The organism is Natrinema hispanicum, assembly GCF_900111485.1.
GTDB classification, from domain to species: domain Archaea; phylum Halobacteriota; class Halobacteria; order Halobacteriales; family Natrialbaceae; genus Natrinema; species Natrinema hispanicum_A.
The window spans coordinates 47,344-65,331 of sequence record NZ_FOIC01000011.1 but is presented as its reverse complement, the minus strand read 5'-3'; the positions used below and the strand labels follow the sequence as shown (position 1 = coordinate 65,331).

The following is a 17,988-nucleotide window of genomic DNA, read 5'->3' as shown; positions in this document are numbered from 1 at the left end:
CACTCGCCCTTTCCGGTACCGACGGGACCGTCGCTCGGCGACGACCGCGGCGATTCCGACCGGGCCTTTGAGCCCGTACTCTACTCCTTCCCCGATCCGGTTCGTTTCAACGTTCCCGAAACTGCAGTATTTTCGGTTAGCAGTCGCTCTACCGATATTTTGCGGGATTGAAACCAATGAGCTTAAGTCCGTCCTGTGAGTTCACTCGAGTACGATATGACCCGCGTGGCACTTGCGTTTTCGGGCGGCCTGGACACGACTGTCTGTGTCCCGCTGCTCGAGGAAGAATACGGATACGACGACGTCATCGGCGTCACCGTCGACGTCGGCCAGCCGGCCTCCGAGTTCGACGAGGCCGAGGAAACCGCCGAAGCGCTCGGCCTCGACCACTACGTCGTCGACGCCCGAGAGGAGTTCGCCGATCTCTGTCTTGACAGCGTTCGCGCGAACGCGACTTACCAGGGCTACCCGCTGGGAACGGCGCTGGCTCGCCCGGTGATCGCAGAGGCGATCCTCGAGGTCGCAGAGGAAGAGGGCTGTACCGGCATCGCTCACGGCTGTACGGGCAAGGGCAACGACCAACTTCGTTTCGAGGCTGTCTGGCGTGACTCCGATCTCGAGGTCATCGCCCCCGTGCGCGAACTCGGACTCACCCGCGAGTGGGAACAGGAGTACGCCGCCGAGAAAGACCTCCCCGTCGAGGGTGGCAGCGGCGGTGACTGGTCGATCGACACCAACATCTGGAGCCGCTCGGTCGAGGGCGACGACTTAGAGGATCCGAGCTATGTCCCGCCGCGTGACATCTACGCGTGGACCGACGAGCCCGGCAGCGAGACCGAGGAAATCGACATCACGTTCGAGAACGGCTACCCCGTCGCCGTCGACGGCGAGGAGTACGAACCGGTCGAACTCATCGAGTATCTCAACGACCTCGCTGGCAGCTACGGTGTTGGCCGCACCGACATGATGGAAGACCGCATTCTCGGGCTGAAGGTCCGCGAGAACTACGAACACCCCGGCGCGACGACGCTGCTCGCCGCCCACGAGGCACTCGAGGGCTTCGTCCTCACGCAGGAAGAGCGCCAGTTCAAAACCCAGATCGACCAGCAGTGGTCCCAGAAAGCCTACGAAGGCCTGATCGACGCACCGCTCGTGAGCGCACTCGAGGGCTTCATCGCCGAAACCCAAAAGCGCGTCACGGGCACGGTGACGATCCGCTTCGAGGGTGGCCAGGCCCGTCCGGTCGCTCGCGAGAGCGACTTCGCGGCCTATTCGGCTGAACATGCGTCGTTCGACACCGAGACGGTCGGCAAGATCACGCAGGAAGACGCCACCGGCGTCGCGAAGTATCACGGCTTCCAGCGTCGTCTCGCAAACGAGGCGATCGCTGCGAACGCCGACGACGAGGACGACGAGTAACCATGACCGAGGAGAGCGCTCACGGCGACGAGTGGTTCACTGGACCGCAGTCCTCGTCGGATCGCCGAGCCGCTGGTGGCGAGTCCTGTCCCGTCATCACTGATGGGGGCACCGACGACGAGGGGGTCGTCCGTCGGGACCGCTTCAGTGGCGGCCCCGCCCGGAGCTTCCTCTCCTCGCTCGCAGCAGACGAACGCATTTTCGAGGCTGATCTCGCGGTCGACCGCGCGCACACGGTCATGCTCGCCGAGCAAGGGATCATTGCCGACGACGTCGCCGGCGAGATTCTGACCGCCCTCGACGCGATCGAAGTCGACGGCCACGACTCGCTGCCCGACGGCGAGGACGTCCACGAAGCCATCGAGACGGCCGTCATCGAACGCATCGGCGCGGACGGCGGGAAGATGCACACCGCACGCTCGCGCAACGACGAGGTCGCGGCCTGCATCCGCTATCGCTTACGCGAGGACGTTCTCGAGGCGATCGAGACGACGCTCGCGCTGCGCGAGTCGCTCGTCGACGTGGCCGACGAACACCGGGAGACGATCATGCCCGGCTACACGCATCTCCAGCCTGCCCAACCCACCACGGTGGCTCACTGGGCGCTGGCCTACGAGGGGGCCGTTCGCCGCGACACCGAACGCCTGTGTGCTGCCTACGAACGGATCAACGAGTCGCCACTGGGTGGCGCGGCATTCGCGGGCACGACGTTCGACATCGACCGCGAGCGTACTGCCGATCTGCTTGGCTTCGACGGCGTCGTCGAAAATTCGATGGACGCCTCCTCGAGCCGGGATTTCCTGCTCGAGACGGTTCAGGCGCTGTCGACGCACGCGACGACGCTGTCGGGACTCGCAGAGGACGTGATCATCTTCGCGAACCGCGGCTTCGTCGAGTTGTCGGACGACTACTCCTCGACGTCGTCGATCATGCCCCAGAAGAAGAACCCGGACACGCTGGAACTCGTCCGCGCGGTTGCAGGCGATGCGGCCGGCAGCGTCCAGGGGCTGACGACGACGCTCAAGGGCCTGCCACGTGCGTACAACCGCGACCTCCAGCGGGCGACAACCCACGCCTGGGAGACCGTCGACGCCGTAACGGAGGCAAGCGAAGTCGCTGCAGGTGCGGTCGCAACGGCCGACTGGAACGAGGAGACGCTCGCCGCGGAAGCCGGCGAGGGCTTCTCGACGGCGACCGGCGTCGCAGACCTGCTGGCTGCGAACGGGTTGCCGTTCCGGACGGCACACGAACTGGTCGCGATCGCCGCGGAAACCGGTGCGGACTACGACGCACTCGAGGCTGCATCCCAAGAGGTTCTCGGCGAGTCGCTCGAGGCCCACGTCGATCCCGATGCCGTCGAGGATGCACTCGACCCGGCCGAAAGCGTCGCAAGCCGCGACTCACAGGGCGGCCCCGCTCCCGAGGCGGTCGACGCCCAGCTCGAGACGGCTCGCGAGGCGCTTGCAACTGACGACGACGCACATGCCGAGTTGACTGCAGCCCTCGAGACGGCCCACGAGACGCTCCGGTCGGAGGTGAACGGCTATGTCTGAGGGCAGGGGTCGACAGCCGAGGACTCGGAGTGGTGACCGACCACTCCGACGACGATCCCCGTCCGGGGATGAATTACTCGCTTCATGATATGTCAAAGTAAACTTGCGGTGTGATGGCGTCTACGGTCCGTTAGAGACGGGTGCAGTTAGTATAATTTTGCTGTTAGGTTCGAAGGCTTTAAGGGATCGCGGCCCCCACGTGCGAGTACAATGACCGAATGCGTCGAGTGTGGGGCTGAACTGTCCCTGCACGACGATCTGGAAGTCGGAGAGATCGTTGACTGTACGACCTGTGGTGCCGAGCTGGAAGTCGTCGACACCGAGCCGCCAGTCCTCGAGCGAGCCCCCGAGCTCGAAGAGGACTGGGGTGAGTGACCTTGCAGACGGGCGCGATACCGGCCCGCGCTGCGCACACGACTCGAGGGGCTCGTAGCGAGTTCCTCACAGCCATTCAGAGGTGGCTCGCGTGAACGTAGGCATACTCTATTCACGGATTCGAAAAGACGAGAAGCTCCTGCTGAACGAGCTTCGCGAGCGTGACCACGAGGTCACGAAGATCGACGTTCGCAAGCAGACCTTCGACATTTCGGAGGCTCCCGAGGCGTTCGCCGACCTCGATATCGTCGTCGACCGCTGTCTCGCCACGAGTCGCAGCCTGTACGCCACGCAGTTCTTCGAGGCGTACGGGATTCCCGTGGTCAACAGCCACGAGACGGCGGATATCTGCGCCGATAAGGTGAAAAACAGCCTCGCGCTCGAGCAAGCGGGCGTGCCCACGCCAGCGACGAAAGTCGCATTCACGAAAGAGACCGCGATGGAGGCCATCGAAGACTTTGGCTATCCATGCGTCCTCAAACCCGTCGTGGGTTCGTGGGGCCGTCTAATGGCCAAGATCGACTCCAAGTCGGCCGCCGAAGCCATCTTGGAGCACAAGGCGACGCTGGGCCACTACGAGCATAAGGTGTTCTACGTCCAGGAGTTCGTCGAGAAACCGGGTCGCGACATTCGCGTGCTCGCGGTCGACGGCGAGCCGATCGCCGCGATGGTTCGCTCGTCGGACCACTGGATTACCAACGCCGCCAAGGGTGCGGAGACGGACGTCTTCGACCTCGACGACGAAGCGCTGGACCTCGTCCAGAAGGCCAGCGACGCCGTCGGCGGCGGCTTACTCGGCGTCGACCTCATGGAGACCGGTAATTCCTACACCGTCCACGAGGTCAACCACACCGTCGAGTTCAAAGCGCTCGACGAGGCCGTCGAGACCGACGTCGCCGGCACCGTCGTCGACTGGCTCGAGGAAAAGGCCAAAGCGGCCGATCCGGAACTCGAGGTGAGCGCCTGATGGCAGCCGATACCGTCACCGCGACCGTCATCGGTGGCTCCGGCTTTACCGGCGGCGAACTCCTACGCCTGCTCGAGGGCCACCCGAACGTCGAACTCGCGGAGGTCACGAGCCGGTCGAAAGCCGGCAAGAGCGTCGGCTCCGTCCACCCACCGCTTCGCAGCACGGACCTGCGCTTTACCGAACCCGACGATCTCGAGTCCGTCGACGTGCTCTTTGCGGCGACGCCACACGGCGTCTCCATGGGCCAGATCGACGAGTTCTTCGAGATCGCGGATACGGTCGTCGACCTCTCGGCTGACTTCCGCCTCGAGACCGAGGATCAGTACGACGAGTGGTACGATGGCCACGAAGCCCCCGAGTACTTGGAAAAGGCCGAGTACGCGCTTCCCGAGATCAACCGCGACAACCTCGCGGGTGCAGACCTCATCGCGGGTGGCGGCTGTAACGCCACCGCGACGATCCTCGGGCTCTATCCGCTGTTCGAACACGGCATCTTAGAGGGCGGCGAACAGGTCGTCGTCGACGTGAAAGTCGGTTCCTCGGAAGGGGGAGCCGGCGGCGGCGAGGCCTCGAGCCACCCCGAGCGCTCGGGCGTCGTTCGCCCGTACGCGCCGACGGGCCACCGCCACGAGGCCGAGATCGAGCAGTTCCTCGGCACCTCGGTGTCCTTTACCTGCCACGCCGTGGACATGATCCGCGGTGCGAGTGCGACGAGTCACGTCTTCCCGTCGGGCCCCGTCTCGAAGGGCGACCTCTGGCAAGCGTATCGCGGCTGCTACGAGGACGAGCCGTTCGTCCGCATGGCCGCCGGCGGCTCCGGCGTCTACCGCTACCCCGAACCGAAGTCGGTTGCGGGGACCAACGTCGCCGAGGTCGGCTTCGAACTCGACCCGTCGAACAAACGCATCGTCGTCTTCTCTGCCATCGACAACATGATGAAAGGCTCCGCGGGCCAGGCGGTTCATGCCGCCAACATCGCGCTGGGCTTCGAGGAGACGGCTGGACTCGAGTTTACGGGACTCCACCCCGTGGGGGCACCGTAGATGACAACTGTTGTCAAGATCGGCGGCGCACGTGCTGTCGATCCCGAAGGCGCACTCGCCGACGTTGCGAGTCTCGTCGAGGACGGCGAAGACGTCGTCCTCACACACGGCGGCTCGACCGCCGTCGACGAGACCTTAGAAGAACTCGGCGAGGAGCCCACCTACGTCGAGACGCCAGGCGGAGTGGTTGGGCGCTTTACCGACGAGCGCACCATGGACGTCTTCAAGATGGTGATGCCCGGCAAGCTCAACACCGATCTGGTCGAGAGCCTGCACAACGAGGGCGTCGACGCAGTCGGTCTCTCGGGTACCGACGGCAAACTGCTTTCTGGCAAACGCAAGTCAGCCGTCCGCGTCAAAGAAGACGGCAAAAAGAAGATCAAACGCGGCGACCACTCGGGGAAAATCGAGTCGGTCAACGCCGACTTGCTCGAGACGACTCTTGCGGGTGGCTACACGCCCGTCGTCTCGGTCCCGATCCTGGGCAAGGAGAAGTCGGGCGGCTACACCGCGGTCAACGCCGATGCCGACCGCGCTGCAGCGGCGATCGCCGGCGCACTCGAGGCCGATCTCGTCTTGCTCACCGACGTCTCGGGCGTCTACGAGGACCCCGACGACGAGGCGACCAAGATCGAGTCGGCCACCACACCCGCAGAATTCGAGGGTGTCAAAGACGCTGCCGAGGGCTTCATGACGAAGAAGGTCATGGCCGCCGAGGAGGCACTCGCAGGCGGCGCGTCCTCGGTCGTCGTTGCGGACGCGAACGCGGACGAACCAATCTCGAGCGCGCTCGCGGGCGAGGGGACAACGCTCGAGCCCGGCGTGCTCGCGGACGAAGACGACGCTGAAACGGAGGCCGCAGAATGAGCGACCTCGATTTCGTCTCCGGCAGTAAGCCGATCGGCATCGAGCGCGGTGAGGGGCCATACCTCTACACCTCCGACGGGACGGAGTACATCGACGCCGGCGCGAGCTACGCCTGTACGCCGCTCGGCCACTCTCACCCCGCAGTCGTCGACGCGGTCACCGAACAGGTCGCCGACCTGACGTTCGTCGACTCGTCCTATCCCGTCCAGTCGCGCGAGGACGCCTACGCGGCCCTCGTCGCGTCGACACCGGACGGCCTCGATCAAGCCTGGTTCTGTAACTCCGGCACTGAGGCCAACGAGGCCGCACTGAAGTTTGCCCGGTCGGCAACCGGCGAATCGAAGATCGTCGCTGCGACCCGCTCGTTCCACGGCCGGACGATGGGGTCGCTCGCGGCGACCTGGAAGGACAAGTATAAGAAGCCGTTCGAGCCCCTTGCCGGCGACGTGGAGTTCGTCCCCTACGGTGACGGCGAGGAGCTCGCGGCCGCTGTCGACGACGAGACCGCGGCCGTCATCTTGGAACCGATCCAGGGCGAAGGTGGAATCAACGTTCCGCCTGCGGGCTACCTCGAGACCGCCCGCGAATGTACCGACGAGGCCGGCGCGGCGCTCGTCTTCGACGAGGTCCAGACCGGAATGGGACGGACGGGGTCGATGTGGGCCTGCCAGAACGCGGGCGTCACCCCCGATATCCTCACGACCGCAAAAGGCCTCGGCAACGGCCTCCCGATCGGCGGCGTCGCGGTTCGGGACTGGATCGCCGACGGCGCGGCCTCGCACAATTCGACCTTCAGCGGTGGCCCCGTCGTCACCGCAGCGGTCCACGCGACGATCTCGACGCTGGTCGAAGAGGAGTGGCCTGCCCACGCCGCTGCGATGGGCGACTATCTCACAACGGAACTCGAGGCAACGCTCGGTGACGAGGTGCGTGAGGTCCGCGGTGAGGGACTGCTCGTCGGCATCGAGTTGAAGCGGGGGGCGAACCGCGTCGCCCGTGACCTCGCGATGAACCACCAGGTGCTGGCGCTGCCGGCGGGTCGAACCGTCCTGCGTCTGCTGCCGCCGCTGGTGATCGACAAAGACGGGGCGGACCAACTCGTGGACGCGCTGGGCGCGGTCATTGCACCCGACTCCGAATCATGAACGCGAGCACGGGCGACCCGACGGACGTCTCGCTCGAGGAGGCTCGAGACCTGCTGGTCGATCTCGTCTCGATCCCTTCCCCGACCCGCGAGGAACGCGAGGCGGCCAAACGCCTCGTGGACTTCTTCGAGGCCCACGATCGCGAGGTCTGGATCGACGCGGTCGGGAACGTTCGCGCGCCAGCGGACGACGCCGTGTTGTTGACCTCACACATCGACACCGTACCGGGAGACATCCCCGTCGAGGTCGAAGATACTGGCGACGACGAGATCCTCTGGGGTCGTGGCAGCGTTGACGCGACCGGCCCGCTCGCCGCGATGGCGGCTGCGGCCGTCCGCACCGGCGTTTCCTTCGTTGGTGTCGTCGGCGAAGAAGTCGACTCGAAGGGGTCGCGCTATCTGGTCGACGACCGAGACGAGTCTCCGGACGCCGTCGTCAACGGCGAGCCCTCCGGGGCCGACGGGATCACGCTCGGCTATCGCGGCCTGATCGCCGGCACGTACGTCGCGACAAGCGAGTCCGGCCATACCTCACGGCCGGACCCGAACGCGATCCAACACGCCGTTCGCTGGTGGTCGGCCGTCGAGGAGCGCTTCGAGGGCGACGAGTACGAACCGATCTTCGAGCAGGTAACGACCAAGCCGGTCGACATCGAAGGCGGCGTCAGCGAGGACGGCCTCTCCGTCGAGGCGACGATGGACGTCCAGTTGCGCGTGCCGCCGGCACTCGACGTCGAGACCGTCCGCGAAGCAGCGGAAGCCGAACTCGAGGTCGGGACCGTCACCTGGAAGGACAAGGTGCCGCCGGTGATGATGAGCCCGCGAACGGAGGTCGCTCGGGCGTTCCGCGTCGCTATCCGCAAGGAAGGCGCTGATCCGCGTCTGGTGCGAAAGACCGGCACCAGCGACATGAACATCTACGCTGGAGCCTGGGACTGTCCGATGGTCACCTACGGTCCCGGCAACTCCGATCTCGATCACGCACCCGACGAACGGCTCCCGCTGTCGGAGTTCGATCAGTCGGTCGCGATCTTAGAGCGCGTCGCGCGGACGCTCAGTGAAGACTGACCAATAAGTATTCGCAGACGAGCTATCATATCATGACGACAAATACGGACGATACACAGCCGAGACATTTCCTCGACGTTGATGACCTCTCCGAGGCGGAACTGTTCGCAGTTCTCGACAGAGCCGATGAATACAAACGCGCCGTCGAGAACGGCGAGGACCACGCCGACCTGTCTGGACAGACATTGGGAATGCTCTTCCAGAAGGCGAGTACCCGAACCCGCGTCTCCTTCGAGACGGGGATGACCCAGCTTGGGGGACACGCGATCTTCCTCGGGGAAGACGACATCCAGCTCGGGCGGGGCGAGCCGTTGAAAGACACCTCGCGTGCGCTCTCGCGGTACGTCGACGCGGTGATGGCCCGCGTCTTCAAACACGAGAACGTCGAGGTGCTCGCCGAATACTCGTCGGTGCCGATCGTCAACGGCCTCACCGACGATGCCCACCCCTGCCAGACACTCGCGGATCTCCAGACGATCCGCGAACACGAGGGCGACCTTGAGGACGTCTCGGCGGCCTGGATCGGCGACGGGAACAACGTCGCCCAGTCGTTCGCGCTCGGCTGTGCGCTGACCGGCGTCGATCTGACGATCGCAACGCCCGAGGGATACGAAGTCGATGATGCCGTGCTCGAGCGCGCTCGCGACCTCGGCGGCGATCCGACGACCACGACCGACCCCATCGAGGCGGCCACCGACGCCGACGTCATCTACACGGACGTCTGGATCTCGATGGGCCAGGAAGACGAACGCGACGTTCGCATGAACGACTTCGAGGGCTTCCAGGTCTCTGCGGACTTACTCGAGCATGCCCCCGACGCATCGGTGATGCACTGCTTGCCGGCTCACCGCGGCGAGGAGATTACCGACGACGTCGTCGAGGGTGACCAATCGATCGTCTTCGATCAGGCTGAAAACAGACTTCACGCCCAGAAGGCACTGTTGAGCTGGCTGCTCGAGTAGACAGTCGATCACGAACGGAGTGAGTGATCGGGTTTTTGGTCCAGATTTTTTCGTGAGTGGTGAGTGGAACGAACCCGAGCGAAAAAAGGTGGGCTGTAGAATCGGCTCCACGCCCAGAAAGCGTTATTGAGCTGGCTGCTCGAGTAGCTGTTCTTTTTCGGTTCGTCACTCGAGGACTGCGTACACGACGCCGAGGACGAGTCCGTACGCGGCGTGGCCGACGAGACTCTCGACGGCGATGTTCGGGACGGCAGGTGCCAGTTCGAACCCGACTGCCGAGAGCCAGATCGGCATCACGAAGACGGCGAGGACCAGCCAGACTCCGACGCCGTAGCCGAGTCCAAGGAGTCCGGCCGTCGTCGGACTCGCGTCGGCACGTCCAGTTGCGACTAGCAGCGCCGCGAAGACGACGCCGATGACCGCGCCGTGGGAGAGGTGGACGACCGTCCCCGCGAGCCCACCTTCGAGCCCGTACATCGCTGGGATCGCCATCTCGAGGACACCAGGCGTCTGGACCACCATCATCGCGCCGAACACGATCGCGCCGATGATACCGCCGACGGTCCCTGCCTGCCAGGGCTCGAGTGCTGTTTGAGTTCGTTCGGGTCGTTTAGTTACTGTTTCTGATGCCATAAGACATCACACACCCTGAGTCAGTGTAGCAGTATCCCGGTTCGGGACTGGTCGTGCACAGCCGGTTCCCGGCGTTCGATTTGGCCTGTCGGGTGGCTCTCGAATTTCCCGCAGCGACCGGAGGGGCCAGCAGTCGGCACGATGACACGAAGTTTCTTTGGACCAGCGCACCCACTCTCACGCGATGTCGAACCCGCTCCGGATCTCGGCTGGCGACCTCGAGGCGGATGCTATCATGGACGCGATCGAGGACGGACGACGGGTCGTGATTACGACGACAGCGGCGCAGGGAGAGTACGAGGTGACGCTGCGATACGACGGCTCGGTGTACTACTGTGATACACCGACGCGGCTCCACCGCCACGAGACCGAACGCGAAATGCGGACCTGTATCCGGAACATGGGCTATGGGGCAACAGCCGAGGACGCGTGACGACGGCGCGTCTGCGCGCTCCGGCCGGCTGTGACGAGTATTTTGACGCTCGCGGCCGTACGGGCCCGTATGTCCGACACCCCCCAGCACCGCCTCGGGGAACTGATGGAAGAATCGAACCCCGCCTTCGAAACCGTCATGAGCTGCGTGTTTGGAATCGAGGATCACGAGACTCGGACCTACCTGACACTGTGTTCCCAGCCCGGCAGTACGATCGAGGAGCTGGCCGCAACACTCGAGCGCGACCGAAGCACGGTCAACCGCTCGCTGTCGACGCTGCACGAGCGCGATCTCGTTCGCCGGGATCGACGGTTGCTGGACGGCGGCGGCTACATCTATCAGTACACGGCGACCGCGCTGCCGGAAGTCAAAGAGATGCTTCACGAAGCGCTGGATGTCTGGACGGCGACGGTCCATGACGTGATCGACGAGTTCGACGAGACGATCGAGTAACCCACGTCATCGCCGAATCCACTCACTTTTTCCCTGTTGCATCCCTCACACCCGATAATGAGTCTCAGTCTCTCGGCCGAGCAGCCTGACGAACCCGCCGACGCCGACAATGGTGTCTGGCTCGAGTGCATCGAGTGTGGCGAGACGTTCGCTCCCTTCGACGACGTTCGCTACACCTGTGATGAGTGTGACGGACTGCTCGAGGTTCGCTACGCCGAGCTGCCGACGCTCGACGATTTCGAGGGCCACGGCGTCTGGCGGTATGCCGACGCGCTGCCGTTCGCAGAAGGCGTCTCGATTCAGGAGGGTGCGACGCCGCTGTATGAGGTTCCGCGACTCGAGGAATCGATCGGTGTCGAGGCGCTGCGGATCAAACACGAAGGCATGAACCCGACGGGCTCGTTCAAAGACCGCGGGATGACTGTCGGCGTCCGCGTCGCGAAGGAACTCGGCGTCGGTCGGCTGGCCTGTGCCTCGACCGGAAACACCAGCGCTGCGCTGGCCGCCTACGGCTCCCGCGGCGGCATGGAGACGCTCGTCCTCCTGCCCGCCGGCAAGGTCGCCGCCGGCAAGATCGCCCAGGCGAGTCTCCACGGCGCACGCATTCTCGAGGTCGACGGCAACTTCGACGCCTGTCTCGACATCGTCCAGGAACTCGCAGCACAGGGCGAGGCCTACCTGCTGAATTCGCTGAACCCCTTCCGGCTCGAGGGCCAGAAGACGATCGGCCTCGAGATTCTCGAGGCCTTCCTCGCCGATTACGACGCCGTTCCAGACCGGATCGTGCTTCCAGTCGGTAACGCGGGCAACACCTCAGCACTGTACAAGGCCTTCCGCGAACTCGTCCAGGCCGGCGAACTCGACGAGGACGACGTGCCCAAGCTGACCGGCGTGCAGGCCGAGGGAGCCGCGCCAATGGTCGAAGCGATCGAAAACGATGCCGACGAGGTCCGACGCTGGGACGATGTCGAGACGCGCGCAACCGCGATCCGGATCGGCAACCCAGTTAACGCACCCAAGGCCCTCCCCGGTATCCGCGAAACCGGTGGCACCGCCGTGGCGGTCTCCGACGAGGAGATCACCGAGGCCCAGCGCGACATCGCAAGCGAGGGGATCGGCGTCGAACCCGCCTCTGCCGCATCGATCGCCGGCCTGCGCAAGCTCCGCGCCGAGGGCGTTGTCGACGATGACGAGCGCGTCGCCTGCCTGACGACGGGCCACCTGCTCAAAGACCCCGACGCCGCGGCTGCCGCCGGCAGCGAGCCTGAGCCCGTGCCGGCCGATACTGCAGGTGTTCTCGCGAGCATCGCGAGCGAGAGTTCGTCGGAGTAGTCGATCCGACGGCGTGCTCGAGCACCTCTCGGAGTACCGTCCGTCGGGCGCATGACCCGTGTCGGACGTGTCTGACACCCGACTGACTGATCTTTTTCTCGCTCCCTGTGGACGTACGATCGAGCCATGTCTGCCGAGCAGGACAACTCCGTCTCCCCCGCTGACGACCGATACCAACCGCTCATCGTCGACGACGCGATCGAATCGACTTCCCAATGTGACCGGTCGATCACCGATTCGACATACCACCCGGCGTTGCGTTCCGCTCGGATCGAGCGGATACGGCTCTCCGCTCGCATCGCCGCACTCGAGCGGGCACTCGAGGCGAGCGAGCGACGCCGACAGGCGATCGTCGACCAGTACGAACGACTGTTGGCCGAGCAGATGGATACGACGGACTCCTCTCCCTGCGACTCTCCATCGCAGTCACAGTCCGTACTGACGTGGCTCTTCGATCGGTAGCTCTCCGCCGACTGTCGTTTCACTTCCCTCGTTCGTTCCCATCTCCAATAGTTTAAATACTATTAAGTATCAACCTAATAAAAGGGGAAATAACCAATGGCAGATGCCGATACAGCACCGGACTGCCCCGAATGTGACGGCAGATTACGGAAGCAGGGCACGGAAATCGTCTGTGAGGAGTGTGGACTCGTCTCAGCGGAAGACGAGATCGATCGCGGCCCGGAGTGGCGGTCGTTCGAGGACGACGACTCCGATCCGAGACGAACCGGGGCGCCACTCACGCGGTCGCGCCACGACCGTGGGCTTTCGACGGAGATCGGATACGGCTCGCACGCAGGCACCAGTTCTCGTCTGACCGGCCGGAAACGGCGACAGATCGCTCGTCTTCGCCGCGAACACAACCGCGCACGGATCTCGTCGAAAGCCGAGCGAAATCAGGTGTACGGCTTTGCGGAAATCAGACGGCTCACTGCCTTGCTCTCGCTGCCGGAGTCCGTCAGAGAGCAATCTTGTGCGCTGTTCGAATCCGCCCAGTCCGAGGGGCTCTTTCAGGGGCGTTCACTCGAAGGATTTGCCGCCGCTGCGATCTACGCCACCTGTCGGACGCGTTCGATCGCCCGCACGACCGACGAAATCACTGCTGTCGCACGCGCCGACGATGCCGAACTCTCGGCTGCCTACGATGCGATGAACCGCGAGCTGGGGCTACGGACGGGGCCGATCGACCCCGCACAGTATCTGCCGCGCTTCGCTTCTGAACTCGAGCTTGGAACCGCCGTCGAGCGTCGCGCGCGAGAACACGTCGAAGCCCTACTCGAGGCGGGCCTGATCGGCGGTCGCAATCCCGGCGGCGTCGCTGCGGCCTGTCTCTACAAGGCGGCCGGAGAACGCGAGGCATGGCCGTCGATCACACAGGCGGCCGCTGCCGAGGTCGCCGACGTCGCAGCAGTGACGATTCGGGCGACCGTTACAAATATCGACGAGCTCTGACGGCGGTTCGCTCAAAACGTCGCGGGACGACGCCGGTTACGTCGTCCGAAGCGTATCCGTACTCGGCTCGTAGACCTCGCCTTTCTGTTTGAGCTTGTCGATCTCGTGTTCGGCTTTCGACTGGTCCATGCCGACCTCTTCGGCGCGTTCGAGGACGATATCGACCGGCGCGCCGTCGTCGTACTCCTCTTCGATGTCGCTGATGAGTCCTTTGAGGTTCTTGATCCGGTCGCGTTGGGACTTCGAGGTGCCGGCCTCGACGATGTCCGCGTCGAACTCGCCAGTTTCGGGATCGACACCGATGTCCTGGAGACAGGAGCGAACGATTTCGACGGACTGTTCGGCATCGCGCTGCTCGACCGTGTCCGAGAGGCGAACACGGGCGCTTGCCTCCGCAAGTCGAACCAGTGCCTCGAGTTTCCGCGCCGTGACGGGGACGGCAGCGTCCTCGTCGGTCCCCTTCGACCGCAGGTCGACGTAGAAGTCTCGAATCGTTTCCTGAGCCTCGTCGGTCATCCGCGGATGACAGTTCTGCTTTGCGTAGGCGATGTATTTGCGCAGGAGTTCGGCGTCGATCTCGGGATCGACCTGTTCGGTCACTTCATCAATCTCGTCGTCGCTGACCTCGAGGGAAGTCATCTCTTCTTGTTGTGTGGTCAACTCCCCTGCATAATTGGTCGTCAAGATGTGTTCCGCGAGATTCCGGTCTTTCTCCTCGTCGGGTTGGTCGGTGACCGTAAAAATCAGATCGAACCGCGAGATGAGCGCCGGCTCGAGGTCGATCTGCTCGCCGATGGGTTCGTACTGGTCGAAACGACCGTACTTGGGGTTTGCCGCACCGAGCAGCGAACAGCGAGATTTGAGCGTTGCGTTGATGCCGGCTTTCGAGACCGAGATTTTCTGCTGCTCTAATGCCTCGTGCATGGCACTCCGATCTTCCGACCGCATTTTATCGAGCTCGTCGACCGCTGCGATTCCCTGATCGGCGAGGACGAGCGCGCCGGCCTCGAGGGTCCACTGCTGGCCGTCGCCGAAGTCGTCGCGGACGGCGGCGGCTGTGAGACCTGCCGAGGACGACCCCTTGCCCGAGGTGTAGACCGAGCGTGGTGCGATGTTCTGGATATAGCCCAGCATCTGGGAATTGTGCGAGATCACGCCGTTTGAAACGTAGTTGTGGGTTCCCTCAACCTCGAGGTCATACACCCAGTCGTAGTCGGGTTCGACATTGTCGATCGACTCGATGCGCTCCCAGCAGACATCCCCTTGGACAAACTGTTCGAGAGCAGCGATGCTCGTCTTTATACAACCCCCATCAGCTACGACACCTCCTTCATATTGCCTAGTTTCTGCTGGTAGCGCGTCGTCGAATGCTGCAACGACCTTCTGAAGACTTTCTCGGCTTGGGTTTCTCGATCCGCGTTCATAATGCTGATATGTGGATCGTGGGAGGCCGCAATCGGCCTGTGTAAGCGATAACGATTCTCGAATTTGCCGCAGTTCTGAACCGATATCGGGAATGATATCGCGATTGGTGTTCCCCTCTGTATCGGCGTATTGTTCCGCCGCTTGCTGCTTTCGTCGAGTTATGAATCCTACTTTGGAGACGTATTTCTCAACTCCGGCTCCGCTGATTCTAAGTCGGAAACTGCCGTTACGTCGCTCGTGAAGTTGTGACCGGATCCCAACTGAGAGCAGTAACGTTCGCACGTTTTCGAGCAGACGACGGCTCATCGACGCGACTGCTATCTCTCTTTGAGACTTCGAAACGTGTCCCTCTCCTTCAATGAACGCTTTGAGGAATTCTGCTCTAGTTTCTGCCGAAGCCGTGAAAATTGGATCGGGAACACGCTGGTTTTCGGACGGCTGAAGAATGCATGGCTCGAGCGTTTTGAGGAAGCTTACGAACTCGCTTGCCGAACAGAGCAATTCATACGCATCCTTTGATTCATGCGGCTCTCGTTCCGTCGTATTGAGGCCTAATTCCCCGAGTGCTTTCGCTGCATCATCCAAGACTTCCCGATCGTTGTTCGTAATCGAAATGAATCCCGTATTGTTGTCTCGTTGTTCAACGTATCCTTCTGCGATGATGTAACCGATCAATCGGGCTAATGACGGTGTCCACTCACTTGGCAAGTCGAGTTGAACTGCATTTCGTGATTGTGACTCTCGAAAATCAACGTCGAGTTTGTCGTCACCATCTACTGCCAGCGTTTTGGGTGCAGCGATGAATTGTCCTTCAGTAAGCTCATCTGCAACTACTGGTTTGAACTGACCGTTATTCTGTACGAACAGCGGATGCGACGGCGTCACCTCGAGTTCCTGTCCACTCGAGGTCCGGATCCGGTACATTCGATCGGGGGCTTCTCGCTTCCAGACTTTTGTCGCTCGCTGTGGGGCGATCGAGCCGTCGTTCTGGAGTGACGGCACCTCGAGATCGATCTCGTCGTACCAGCCGTCGTCGATCGGCTTCGGATCTTCCAGATTTGACTCGACGAGTTCACGAATCGGGATGTCACGGCCATCTGCGAGTGTAACTTTCGTATCCCCGCGGACACACTTCCCAGTCCCCGGATCACCGATCAGCAGCATGTGCAGGTCGCCTCGAATCCGCGAGCCCTCGGGCAACTGCTTGGTCACGCCCGAAAACAGCTGGAGGATCATCGCGAGTTTCTCCTGATTGTAGCCGTAGATCGAGGGCGCGATGGAGGCGATCATCTTGTCGTAGATGTCCTCGCTCGAGGAGAGCCGGACGATCTCGGCTTTGTCCTCGTCGGTGATGTCCATGTCCTCGAACTGCTCTTCATCGATATCGACGGACATGCCCTCCATGTAGAAGTCGAAGACGGGCGATTTGTCCTGGTTGTCGCCCTGTTGCTCGAGGCGGAGGACGCCGGTCGCGGAGACGTGGTCGCCGGGGGTAACCTCGCCGGTGATGTCGTCTTCGATGTGGACGTCGAGCGCCTGTGGGGTTTCGCCGCCGCGCAGGCCCTCGGGACTTTCTTGGATGCGCAGTTTTTGGGAGTCGACGAACTCGGACTGGTCGAAGTTGATGCGGAAGGGGCCCTGTCGTTCACAGCCCTGACATTCGTGGGGTTCCTGGAAGTCGCCGCTGGATTGCGGGACGCGTGTGAGGGTGCCACAGAGCTGGCACTCGAAGGCGGCTTCCTCGATTTTGGGGCGAACATCGGTGGCTTTGCGGACGATTCCGTGGACCTGCACGAGGGAGTTCATATCCGGCGCGCGGATCTCTCTGATCTCGGGCGACTCCGTCTCGGGGAGGTTGCGGATCCGGACATGGGCCTGCCCGAGGCTGACGTCGATCGGGAGGTCGTACAGTCGCAGCGCTTCCTCGGCGTAGCGCTGGAGCTGTTCGGGTTGGGCGATGAAGTCGTCCGCGAGGTCGGGATCGAACCGGTAGAGATCCTGCCAGTCGACGTGCAGCGACCGCTGCTCGTTGGGATAGCGCTGCGCAAGCTGTTTGATCTCGTTGTCGTAGTAGTTGCGGAAGAACTGCTCGAAGGAGTCGACGAGTTCTGAGTTGCCCGCTTGCGCCATTGCACCGTTCTAGGGCTGCCATCGGGTATAAATGGTTGTAAACCGGGCCGAAACTGAACGGCTCGAGGCGTCGACCGCTGTGAGCGGTCAGCGAGCCACTATCGCACGCAGACGGGCTCAAGAGAGCACACGACGATGCGTTCGGCGCTTGGCACCCGCGACTGAAGCACTGCTGATAAAACGAGTTTATTGCCGTCATTGGCCGTCGTTGTCCGACAGGACTGTACTATTGCTCCCACGGAAGGCTTCATTGGTTGTTCCCCACTACATAGAATCGAGGTGATCCCAACGAATAGCGAGATGATCCGTACACAACTCGATCCTCACTGTGGTCAGTCTAATCGTACTCCGTGTGGATCCTGTTGACTGTTTCCACAGAACACCTCACCCCCCGAACTCATAGTTTCGTTCTCTGCCTTCAGTTTCGATACCGCTCGTTGGTCAGTACTACTGCTCATCACACCGGTCGCAGTAGCCGACACTCACGGCGTTGTGCTGTGAAAACGCTGTCTGAATATCCCAGAGTAACCGCTGGCGGTATTGCTCACAGCAGAAAGATGGGATCGCCCGGATTTGAACCGGGGTCACGGGCACCCAAGGCCCGAAGTATACCAAGCTAACCCACGATCCCGTACATATCGATATCGCCCCCATTGCATAAAGCGTTTCGTTCTTCCGTGGCCGCCGCCGTGTGAGACGGACTCCCGGCAGGCGGTTTACTGTCACCAG

At 62.8% G+C, this 17,988-nt stretch carries 16 protein-coding genes and 1 tRNA gene; 14 read left to right on the top strand and 3 right to left on the bottom strand.

The window, feature by feature from the left end; translation table 11 throughout:
• Positions 1-216 precede the first annotated feature (216 nt).
• The 9 genes from BSG09_RS11665 to argF all read left to right on the top strand — a co-directional run bounded on the left by BSG09_RS11665 (position 217) and on the right by argF (position 9,401).
• Positions 217-1,419, top strand: a complete 1,203-nt coding sequence (locus tag BSG09_RS11665) for an argininosuccinate synthase (RefSeq protein WP_092933292.1) — start codon at positions 217-219, stop codon at positions 1,417-1,419.
• A 2-nt stretch (positions 1,420-1,421) separates the two neighbouring features.
• Complete coding sequence (argH, locus tag BSG09_RS11660) at positions 1,422-2,972, top strand: argininosuccinate lyase (RefSeq protein WP_092933290.1); 1,551 nt, start codon at positions 1,422-1,424, stop codon at positions 2,970-2,972.
• Positions 2,973-3,182: 210 nt separating this feature from the next.
• A complete protein-coding gene (gene lysW / locus BSG09_RS11655) occupies positions 3,183-3,347 on the top strand; it encodes a lysine biosynthesis protein LysW (RefSeq protein ID WP_008013846.1) in 165 nt (54 codons plus the stop codon).
• Positions 3,348-3,438: 91 nt separating this feature from the next.
• Positions 3,439-4,314 carry a lysine biosynthesis protein LysX gene (gene lysX / locus BSG09_RS11650; RefSeq protein ID WP_092933288.1) on the top strand — a complete coding sequence of 292 codons (876 nt, stop codon included), beginning with the start codon at positions 3,439-3,441 and terminating at the stop codon, positions 4,312-4,314.
• A complete protein-coding gene (gene argC / locus BSG09_RS11645; RefSeq protein WP_092933286.1) occupies positions 4,314-5,360 on the top strand; it encodes an N-acetyl-gamma-glutamyl-phosphate reductase in 1,047 nt (348 codons plus the stop codon). The genes lysX and argC overlap by 1 nt, the downstream gene beginning before the upstream one ends.
• Positions 5,361-6,227, top strand: coding sequence for an acetylglutamate/acetylaminoadipate kinase (locus BSG09_RS11640; protein ID WP_092933284.1), 867 nt, complete (start codon positions 5,361-5,363; stop codon positions 6,225-6,227).
• Positions 6,224-7,372 (top strand): aspartate aminotransferase family protein, encoded by a 1,149-nt coding sequence (locus tag BSG09_RS11635; protein ID WP_092933282.1) that lies wholly within the window; start codon positions 6,224-6,226, stop codon positions 7,370-7,372. Before BSG09_RS11640 ends, BSG09_RS11635 begins: the two co-directional genes overlap by 4 nt.
• On the top strand, positions 7,369-8,439 hold the full coding sequence (locus tag BSG09_RS11630; RefSeq protein WP_092933280.1) for a [LysW]-lysine hydrolase: 1,071 nt from the start codon (positions 7,369-7,371) through the stop codon (positions 8,437-8,439). The genes BSG09_RS11635 and BSG09_RS11630 overlap by 4 nt, the downstream gene beginning before the upstream one ends.
• Positions 8,440-8,471: 32 nt before the next feature.
• On the top strand, positions 8,472-9,401 hold the full coding sequence (gene argF, locus BSG09_RS11625) for an ornithine carbamoyltransferase (RefSeq protein WP_092933278.1): 930 nt from the start codon (positions 8,472-8,474) through the stop codon (positions 9,399-9,401).
• Positions 9,402-9,566: 165 nt separating this feature from the next.
• Here argF and BSG09_RS11620 read toward each other — a convergent pair whose 3' ends face one another.
• Entirely contained in the window at positions 9,567-10,034 is a 468-nt protein-coding gene (locus BSG09_RS11620; RefSeq protein ID WP_092933276.1) for a histidine kinase, read from the bottom strand.
• Positions 10,035-10,218: 184 nt separating this feature from the next.
• Between BSG09_RS11620 and BSG09_RS11615 the strand changes: the two genes are divergently transcribed.
• From BSG09_RS11615 to BSG09_RS11595, 5 genes are all read left to right on the top strand, one after another.
• Positions 10,219-10,467, top strand: a complete 249-nt coding sequence (locus BSG09_RS11615; RefSeq protein WP_092933274.1) for a hypothetical protein — start codon at positions 10,219-10,221, stop codon at positions 10,465-10,467.
• A 69-nt stretch (positions 10,468-10,536) separates the two neighbouring features.
• Positions 10,537-10,920, top strand: coding sequence for a helix-turn-helix domain-containing protein (locus BSG09_RS11610; RefSeq protein WP_092933272.1), 384 nt, complete (start codon positions 10,537-10,539; stop codon positions 10,918-10,920).
• 57 nt (positions 10,921-10,977) lie between these two features.
• Positions 10,978-12,252: a threonine synthase gene (thrC, locus tag BSG09_RS11605; protein WP_092933270.1), complete on the top strand. Its 1,275-nt coding sequence runs from the start codon at positions 10,978-10,980 to the stop codon at positions 12,250-12,252.
• Between the two features lie 126 nt (positions 12,253-12,378).
• Positions 12,379-12,714: a hypothetical protein gene (locus BSG09_RS11600; protein WP_092933268.1), complete on the top strand. Its 336-nt coding sequence runs from the start codon at positions 12,379-12,381 to the stop codon at positions 12,712-12,714.
• Positions 12,715-12,810: 96 nt separating this feature from the next.
• A complete protein-coding gene (locus BSG09_RS11595; RefSeq protein ID WP_092933266.1) occupies positions 12,811-13,704 on the top strand; it encodes a transcription initiation factor IIB in 894 nt (297 codons plus the stop codon).
• Positions 13,705-13,740: 36 nt separating this feature from the next.
• Here BSG09_RS11595 and BSG09_RS11590 read toward each other — a convergent pair whose 3' ends face one another.
• Complete coding sequence (locus BSG09_RS11590) at positions 13,741-17,259, bottom strand: LAGLIDADG family homing endonuclease (protein ID WP_092933264.1); 3,519 nt, start codon at positions 17,257-17,259, stop codon at positions 13,741-13,743.
• A 558-nt stretch (positions 17,260-17,817) separates the two neighbouring features.
• Positions 17,818-17,890, bottom strand: a tRNA-Pro gene (locus BSG09_RS11585).
• Positions 17,891-17,988: the final 98 nt, after the last annotated feature.